Consider the following 5779-nt stretch of genomic DNA (forward strand, 5'->3'; position numbering starts at 1 on the left):
GATATCGATGAAGGTGTTGATTAGCTCTTGGGTACTCATAGCGTCCTTTTCACAATGTGTGATCGGTTTGTTAATCGTTGTAGTGTGTTTATCTTAATTTCGAATACCAATCTGAACCAGAAGCAAACACCACATATTTGCCAAAAACGCCATTAAAGCTACACGACAGAAATGGCTGATTTTTTTAAAAACAATTAGTTAGTTAGATTTTATTTTGTCATTATTGGAATAAATAACATTGTATTTTTCCAAAAATGACATAATTGTCTGAGTGTGAAAGTTAAATTTTATGTGAATGAAAAGTGATCTGGTGCAAGGTTTTGAATGTGGAGACTTAATGGATAATATTGGTGATGAAGCGAGGTTATTTTGAATGTTAAAACTCGAACTATGCTGAATTTTGCGTTTAAATCTTCAGTCATTTTTTATTAACTGCTTGATTATTGGAACGTAAAAAAATATTTAAGCTGTGAAGTGTTAGGCTAGTGTTTCTTGTCTTTAAGGGAGTTAAAGCACAAATGTTTGATTGGTCAAAAAAGAAGATTGCAAAATCGGTAGCTAAAGAAGTGACCCCTAGGCTAGCTGTAAAATACGGCATAAAAGAGCATTACTCTAAAGAGGAAATAGACTGGGCGTTAGTGGCGCTCGATAAGAAGTCTGATCTAAGCTACAGCAATTATGCTTATGGCATGATGGCTAGCCAAAGCTTATACATGTCTCTTGGTCTAAGTTCATCTTTTGGTGCGCACCCAGATTTTCATCGAGAAGTCAGCGAGATTCTCTTTAATCATCCTTCTGCAACAACAGCGAATAAATATTTGGAATATGCATCCACTCATGGTGTGAGTACACCGAAACCTGATGTATCGCATGATGGTTTTGGTTCTGCTGGAGCGGAATCTGATTTTAGTTCTGGTGGGGGAGATTCAAGCTTCTAGAAAGAGCATTCCAATAAAAAGCCAGGGTTAATAACAGGTTATCTATGGTTACTTGTGTTTCCTTTCCCTCTCAGCCGCACACTCAATTCCCCCGGTGTGGTCAGTAAAAAGGTTTTAAATTCTCTGGTCATATGCGCTTGGTCTGAAAAGCCTTGTGCGTATGCAAAGTCGCTGAGCGATACGTTCGGGTTTTCTCTTAGTATTGCCACACTGCTGTGTACGCGGCGAAGGCGCTGAAAGTACTTTGGGCTCATACCGATCCATTCACGGAACTGTCTTTCAACCTGCCTTTGGCTTTGCTGAAACTGCTCGCCAATTTTTCCGTTTGTCGCCAAATGAATCAGCGAAGAACGCTTGGCAAAGCTTGGGTTGTTGAGTTCAATATTGTGGCTGCACCATCGGTATAGGGTTGATAAGAGGGCACTATGATTGGTTTGTGTTGTGAGTTGGGTATAGAGTTCAGATAAGAGCGCTTGTGAGCTGGAGGCGTCTGAAAACAAAGATGAAGGCATCATTCCCGGGTGGAATCGCATACCACAAAGTTCGGCGTTTTCTCCTAACTCAATAAACTGTGTTTGCTTGCTGTATTGTTGAAAGTAAATAGGAGTTTTGATGGGCTCGCCTGCCATGCAGACTTCGCCACAGAGCAAGAAGGTGACTCCTGAACCTCCGTCACAATAAAGTGGCTTGGATGTCGAATCGTGCAAACCTTTGACGACTTTAGCCGACCAGATGGCTTGCACATGGTCGGCTAACTTCTTCTTCGGTTTTATGATTCGAAAATCCATTGTGTTGTTAGTTGTTTTTTACTATTTGGTTAACCCGACAAGCTGCCGATTTCGGGCTTGAATGTTTTGGCAATGCGATTCCAGCTATTAATGGCATTCACCGCCAGAGTCAGAATGACGATCCCCTGTTCACCAAACACGTCGAGTGTCGCGGAATAGTCATCATCCGAGGCATTACCTTGTTTCGTCAGAACTTCTGCCCAATACAGTGCAGCCTGTTCTTGTTCACTATACAACGGCATTTCACGCCACGCACTTAACCCAATCAATCGGTGTTCCGATTCTCCGTTTTTTAGCGCATCTTTACTGTGCATATCGATACAAAACGCGCACTGGTTGATTTGCGAAACACGCAGTTTTACCAGCTCCCATAGTTCAACGGAAAGGTGGGGAAGCTGTTCGAACTGAGCCCGAAGATAATTTTCCTGCCCGAGCAGAATCTGAAAGCCCTCTGGGGCTGCGTTGAAATAATCCAATCTAGTTGCCATAAGCCTATCTCCTTTATCGTTTAGCTATAGGCTAACCAGCGTTGAAGCCGATTGATTGAAGAAATTCGACATCAGCTAAGAAAGACGGAAAATCTTATTCAACCTCACACAAATATCGGCAACGGGCTTTTACTGATCACCTGCCTCACGGAAAGGTGCGTGTGTATGTCTTTCACGCTGGTTATTCGGTGTAGTTTTCGGGTAAAGGCTTCGTACCCTGCCAGATTAGGGCTGACGACTTCGAGCAGATAATCGTAGCCGCCCGACACAATGTGCGCACTTACAACTTCTTCAATGTTTTCCAACTCTTCTTCAAACTTTTCTATCGACTCAGCCTGGTGGTTATTGAGGCTGACTTCCACAAAAAAACTCATTGCAATGCCGACTTTTTCCCGGCTCAGGTTCGCCTGATAGTCTTCGATATACCCCTCATCTTCGAGGCGTTTAAGGCGTCTGGCGCAGGGAGAAGGAGAGAGCCCGACTCTTTCAGAAAGCTCTGCGGTAGATAAGCGTCCTTCTTTTTGAAGCACGGAAAGGATGTGGCGATCAATTCTGTCCATAATCTGTTTGGCGGTTTTCGTTAATAATTGAGTTAATCATGATGGAATCCACCAATCATGGCAAGAAACTGTGCCACATTCGCCGAATAAGTGCGGCTGATCTGATGAATAATTTGTCTGTTCGAAATTCGTGTTCAGGTATTTTGTTATGGAAAAAGTCGCCAGCTATTTTCAATCCACTGTAGGTTTCCCAAATGTATCTCCTAATTTAAAGGGGTACGCTGTTATCACATTAGTGCTGTTTATCTGGACAGGATTTGCTCTTTCCATCCGAGCGATTGGATCGTCGCCATTGGCTACAGCGGATGTTGCGTTGATACGCTTCTTGGTTCCCGTTGTTTTACTATTGCCTTTTACCGCTCGTTACCTGAATGAAATCAAACAGGTAAAAATGACCGATATGATCATGATTTTACTTGGTGGTGTGCCATTTCTCTTTATCGCTTCTCTGGGGGCAAACTACGTTCCTGCTGCGTATGTAGGCACTGTTCTGGCAGGAACCCCACCATTTTTTGTCGCAGTGATTGGGTGGTTATTCTTCCGTAATGCTCTATCTCTTAAGCGAGTTGTTTCGCTGGCTCTGATTATGCTTGGCGTTGCCATTATGGTTGTAGGGCAGGGTATGGGAATTTCTGGCGAATTTCTAAAGGGCATCGCGGTACTGTTAAGTGCGAGTACGGTTTGGGCTGTCTACACCATGAGCTTGAAGCGTTCAGGGTTAAGCCCTGTTGCCGTCACCATCTTGATTTCCTGGTGCTCTTTGTTGATAACACTTGCGCTGGTTTTAAGTGGTTCCGTATCCAGCCAGTTTGGAAGCTTCTCTTTGGGTGATGCAATGCCATTTATTCTGGTGCAGGGGCTTTGTGTGGGCTTGTTTTCCACGATAGGCTATAGCTATGCCATAAGGCAGCTCGGCTCGGATCAGGCCTCCATCATTGGCTCTCTATCTCCAGCATTAACGGCGCTTGCGGCTGTGCCAGTGTTTGGAGAGGGATTAACAATCGCGATTGCAGGCGGGATAAGCTTGACCGTGATAGGGGTAATTTTGTCTAACCGTTCTTAAGGCAATCTTCCAATTGTCATCAACTTGAACCTGATTCACTGCGCAGTGATGTCTTTGAATTTCTAAAGGTTCTTACGGTTAAGTTCTAATTTGCTACTGGAGTGCTAAAACTCATAGTTATCTAACTTAACGATGTGCGAGCCGTGCACTTCGCTCACATTAAGTTCGCTGGCAATAGTTTCAACATTGGAGTAGTTGATACCGCCACCGGGAACGATGGTTAGCTTGCCCTTTGCCATGGCTATGGTCTCTTTCAGATAAGCGATGTCGATGGGCTCCGAAATAGGGCAGCCATGAGAAAGAATATGAGAAACACCCTGCTCATGTAGCCAGTCAATCGTTTCTTGATGCTCCGATCTTGGAATACTGTCAAACGCCATGTGAAATACCGTTTTCAACCCCTCAGCAGATTCGAGTATTTTTAGCGTGGCTTCTTTATCGATCGAGTTATTCTGGTTTAAACAACCAAAATCAATCGCATCGGCACCGAGTTCTCTGGCGAGCTTAATATCGGTCTGCATAATTTCAATTTCTTGCGGTGTATATGTAAAGTTGCCTTTACGAGGTCTTATACAGACTACAACCGGAATATTATTTTTATGTGCGTATTCAATCGATGCTTTCATTACGCCGTTACTTACGGTTGTTCCCTGTTCTAAATAATTATCTTTTAAGCTGATTCTGTTTGCGCCATTTTTTATGGCATCCGGTATGGAGGTGAAATTCTCCACACAAATTTCTTTGATCATAATATTTCCTGATTGTCATTAAGTGATGAATGGGTATTTGGAACTATTTGCTTTTAAAGAGGTGAACTATTTCAGAAATAGCCGCTTTATCTGTAACCGGAATCTGATAGTCATCTATATCGTTCGCCCCCATTTTGCTGTGCTCAGAGGTAAACATCATTTTCGTCGGGCGAGTCGTTTTTCCTGAAAGATGCAATTCTTTCACTCTGGTTTTCGCAGCAAGGTCTTTGGCGTTATCGGCATTCACACCAGCGCCTGCCATGATGGAAATGCGGTCTCCAGCCTGTTGGACAAGGCTTGCTAACGTGTTTGTACCTAACGGGGCGGTTGCAGCAAGCCCAGAAGTCAAAACCCGCTCACAACCGAGGCTGATAATGTCTTCCAGCCCTTTTTCTGCATTATTGCAATGATCAAATGCGCGATGAAAGGTGACACCGAGCTTCAGTTGGTGTGCGTAATCGCAGAGCTTTCTTGCGTGCTGCATATGAATGTGCCCTGTGGATGTTAATGCACCAAGTACAACGCCCTGCAACCCAGCTTGTTTCGCGCAGGTTATGTCTGACATCATAATGTCTATTTCATTTTCGCTATAAAAGAAGTCCCCTTGGCGAGGTCGAATAATAGCGTATACCGGTATGCTCGATATTCTTCCGGATTGTTGCATTAATCCATAACTAGGTGTTAATCCACCCAAGGCTAATGCCGAGCAAAGTTCTATTCGGGTTGCGCCTCCTGCAATGGCGCTATAAAGAGACTCGATATTTCCGATCGACACTTCAATTTCCATATCCATAATAAATTCCTCCATTTTCGAATGTATATTTGATGGAATGAATAATTCTCATATCTGGTTTTATCGATATGAGCGCTTTAATTATTTACATGGACTTTAATCGTGAACCAAAGTGTTGATACACGTAGTCATTATCGAAGCCATCTACATTCTGGCTGGAAAATATAAGCGGCGTGACACCTTGTTTTAAAGCTTCTTTCTGCGATTCGACAACAAGCATATTCATGATCAGAATGCCTGCGATGCTGGAAAATGCCCCCGTTACTTTCCCGTTCACGTTACACAACCCATCACCTGGTGGCACCTGGTTATCAATGACGATATCTGCAATATCCATCAGTTTCAGACCTGAGCTATGACGGCTCGGATACTTAGACGACTGCTCGACCGAGGTTATCGC

The 5779-nt window shown here is 43.6% G+C and carries 7 protein-coding genes and 1 pseudogene; 2 read left to right on the forward strand and 6 right to left on the reverse strand.

Features of this window, described 5'->3' with window-relative positions:
- The first annotated feature begins 518 nt into the window (after positions 1–518).
- Positions 519–938, forward strand: coding sequence for a DUF6559 family protein (locus tag RH89_RS12385; protein WP_004402218.1), 420 nt, complete (start codon positions 519–521; stop codon positions 936–938).
- 38 nt (positions 939–976) lie between these two features.
- On the opposite strand, the gene RH89_RS12390 is transcribed toward RH89_RS12385, so the two are convergent.
- The 3 genes from RH89_RS12390 to RH89_RS12400 all read right to left on the reverse strand — a co-directional run bounded on the left by RH89_RS12390 (position 977) and on the right by RH89_RS12400 (position 2774).
- Positions 977–1726, reverse strand: a complete 750-nt coding sequence (locus RH89_RS12390; RefSeq protein ID WP_004402219.1) for a helix-turn-helix domain-containing protein — start codon at positions 1724–1726, stop codon at positions 977–979.
- 29 nt (positions 1727–1755) lie between these two features.
- Complete coding sequence (locus tag RH89_RS12395; protein ID WP_004402220.1) at positions 1756–2214, reverse strand: carboxymuconolactone decarboxylase family protein; 459 nt, start codon at positions 2212–2214, stop codon at positions 1756–1758.
- 104 nt (positions 2215–2318) lie between these two features.
- Entirely contained in the window at positions 2319–2774 is a 456-nt protein-coding gene (locus tag RH89_RS12400) for an Lrp/AsnC family transcriptional regulator (RefSeq protein ID WP_004402221.1), read from the reverse strand.
- A 148-nt stretch (positions 2775–2922) separates the two neighbouring features.
- Between RH89_RS12400 and RH89_RS12405 the strand changes: the two genes are divergently transcribed.
- On the forward strand, positions 2923–3837 hold the full coding sequence (locus RH89_RS12405; RefSeq protein ID WP_004402222.1) for a DMT family transporter: 915 nt from the start codon (positions 2923–2925) through the stop codon (positions 3835–3837).
- A 104-nt stretch (positions 3838–3941) separates the two neighbouring features.
- Here RH89_RS12405 and RH89_RS12410 read toward each other — a convergent pair whose 3' ends face one another.
- From RH89_RS12410 to RH89_RS12420, 3 genes and pseudogenes are all read right to left on the reverse strand, one after another.
- On the reverse strand, positions 3942–4586 hold the full coding sequence (locus tag RH89_RS12410; RefSeq protein WP_004402223.1) for a copper homeostasis protein CutC: 645 nt from the start codon (positions 4584–4586) through the stop codon (positions 3942–3944).
- Positions 4587–4629: 43 nt separating this feature from the next.
- Positions 4630–5379 (reverse strand): copper homeostasis protein CutC, encoded by a 750-nt coding sequence (locus RH89_RS12415; RefSeq protein ID WP_004402224.1) that lies wholly within the window; start codon positions 5377–5379, stop codon positions 4630–4632.
- A gap of 85 nt (positions 5380–5464) precedes the next feature.
- A pseudogene (locus RH89_RS12420) lies at positions 5465–5779 on the reverse strand (sugar isomerase domain-containing protein); the annotation flags it as partial.

Source organism: Vibrio nigripulchritudo ATCC 27043 (assembly GCF_000222685.1).
In the GTDB taxonomy this organism is placed as follows: domain Bacteria; phylum Pseudomonadota; class Gammaproteobacteria; order Enterobacterales; family Vibrionaceae; genus Vibrio; species Vibrio nigripulchritudo.

What these genes read in the sequence shown, in the direction of transcription:
- RH89_RS12385 (WP_004402218.1), top strand. Translation starts at nt 519, where the DNA reads ATGTTTGATTGGTCAAAAAAGAAGATTGCAAAATCGGTAGCTAAAGAA.
- RH89_RS12390 (WP_004402219.1), bottom strand. Translation starts at nt 1,726, where the DNA reads ATGGATTTTCGAATCATAAAACCGAAGAAGAAGTTAGCCGACCATGTG.
- RH89_RS12395 (WP_004402220.1), bottom strand. Translation starts at nt 2,214, where the DNA reads ATGGCAACTAGATTGGATTATTTCAACGCAGCCCCAGAGGGCTTTCAG.
- RH89_RS12400 (WP_004402221.1), bottom strand. Translation starts at nt 2,774, where the DNA reads ATGGACAGAATTGATCGCCACATCCTTTCCGTGCTTCAAAAAGAAGGA.
- RH89_RS12405 (WP_004402222.1), top strand. Translation starts at nt 2,923, where the DNA reads ATGGAAAAAGTCGCCAGCTATTTTCAATCCACTGTAGGTTTCCCAAAT.
- RH89_RS12410 (WP_004402223.1), bottom strand. Translation starts at nt 4,586, where the DNA reads ATGATCAAAGAAATTTGTGTGGAGAATTTCACCTCCATACCGGATGCC.
- RH89_RS12415 (WP_004402224.1), bottom strand. Translation starts at nt 5,379, where the DNA reads ATGGATATGGAAATTGAAGTGTCGATCGGAAATATCGAGTCTCTTTAT.